Genomic DNA, 1,615 nt, shown 5'->3' with positions numbered 1-1,615 from the left:
AGCCAGCTCCCACAGGATTGGCGCATACCTTGTGGGAGCTGGCTTGCCGGCGATTGGGCCAGACCTGGAAAATCAGAACCACAGTTCCTGGCACGATCGATTATTCGCAGGTAAAGTCGTCGCTTCAATCTCTTTGTACGGAATGGTTAGTTTTGCGTTCGATTATCGCACAATACCCGTTTTAGCGAATTGCCAGTCCGCTGGCCCGTGGTCAACATGAACCACAGACGCAGGCACACCGACCACTGCCTCCTGCCTTGGCTAACCTCCGGCGGAACCTGCGCTAACAACAATAACAACGGAGACAACGATGGCTCACTCCAGCTCTCAAGCCAAGAAAGCGACCGCCAGTGGATGGATAGGCTCGGCACTCGAGTACTACGACTTCTTCATCTACGCCCAGGCCGCTGCGCTGATTTTCCCGCAGATCTTCTTCCCTAACACCGACCCGAAAATGGCCATCATTGCCTCGCTGGCCACCTACGGCGTGGGTTACCTGGCGCGCCCGTTCGGCGCCTTCGTGCTGGGCCACTGGGGTGACACCCGCGGCCGCAAGAACGTACTGTTGCTGTGCATGTTCCTGATGGGCCTGTCGACCATGGCCGTGGGCCTGCTGCCCACCTACCACGACATCGGCCTGCTCGCCCCGGCCTTGCTGGTGGTGCTGCGCCTGATCCAGGGCTTTGCCGTGGCCGGTGAAATTTCCGGTGCCAGTTCGATGATCATGGAACATGCGCCATTCGGTCGAAGGGGCTACTACGCCAGCTTCACCCTGCAAGGCGTACAGGCTGGCCAGGTGCTGGCGGCGGCCGTGTTCCTGCCACTGGCCTACTTCATGCCCAGCGAAGCCTTCAACGACTGGGGCTGGCGCATTCCATTCCTGATGAGCGCCATCGTGCTGATCGCAGGCTTCATCATTCGCAAGGAAGTGCACGAAACCCCGGCGTTCGTGAAGGAAGAGAAACAGGACAAAGTCGCCAAGTCGCCCATCAGCGAGGCCTTCCGCCATAGCTGGAAGCACATGGTGCTGGTGATGTTCATGGCACTGATGAACGTGATCCCGGTGGTGGCCACCATCTTCGGTGCGGCCTACGCGGTACAGCCGGCCTATGGCATCGGCTTCGACAAGAGCGTGTACCTGTGGATTCCGGTAGTCGGCAACATCGTCGCGGTGCTGGTGATTCCGTTTGTCGGCAACCTGTCCGACAAGATCGGCCGTCGCCCGACCATGATCGCCGGTTGCCTGGGCTCGGGCCTGCTGGCCTTCGTCTATCTGTATGCGATCAGCATCCAGAACGTACCGCTGGCATTCGCCTCTTCCATCGTGATGTGGGGCATGGTGTACCAGGGTTACAACGCAGTGTTTCCAAGCTTCTACCCAGAGCTGTTCCACACCCGCTACCGTGTTTCGGCCATGGCCATCGCGCAGAACATCGGCACCATGCTGACCGCCATGCTGCCGGCGCTGTTCGCCCTGGTTGCCCCGCCTGGTTCGGACAACATCCCACTGGTGGTCGGTGGCCTGGCGTTCTTCATCACCTGCGTGTGTGCCCTGGCAGCGTACATTGCCCCGGAAACCCATCGCCTGGCGATGGATGACCTTGGCAACCCCGAT

Annotated in this window: 1 protein-coding gene; it reads left to right on the top strand. The window is 60.0% G+C overall.

The genetic code is table 11. The features are described from left to right. Window positions 1–310 precede the first annotated feature (310 nt). Window positions 311–1,615 (top strand): MFS transporter (locus tag ACK1U9_RS00125; protein WP_449109585.1); only part of this gene is annotated, 1,305 nt, incomplete at its 3' end.

The organism is Pseudomonas sp. XP1 (genome assembly GCF_053557675.1).
This window is presented reverse-complemented; position numbering and strand designations above follow the sequence as displayed.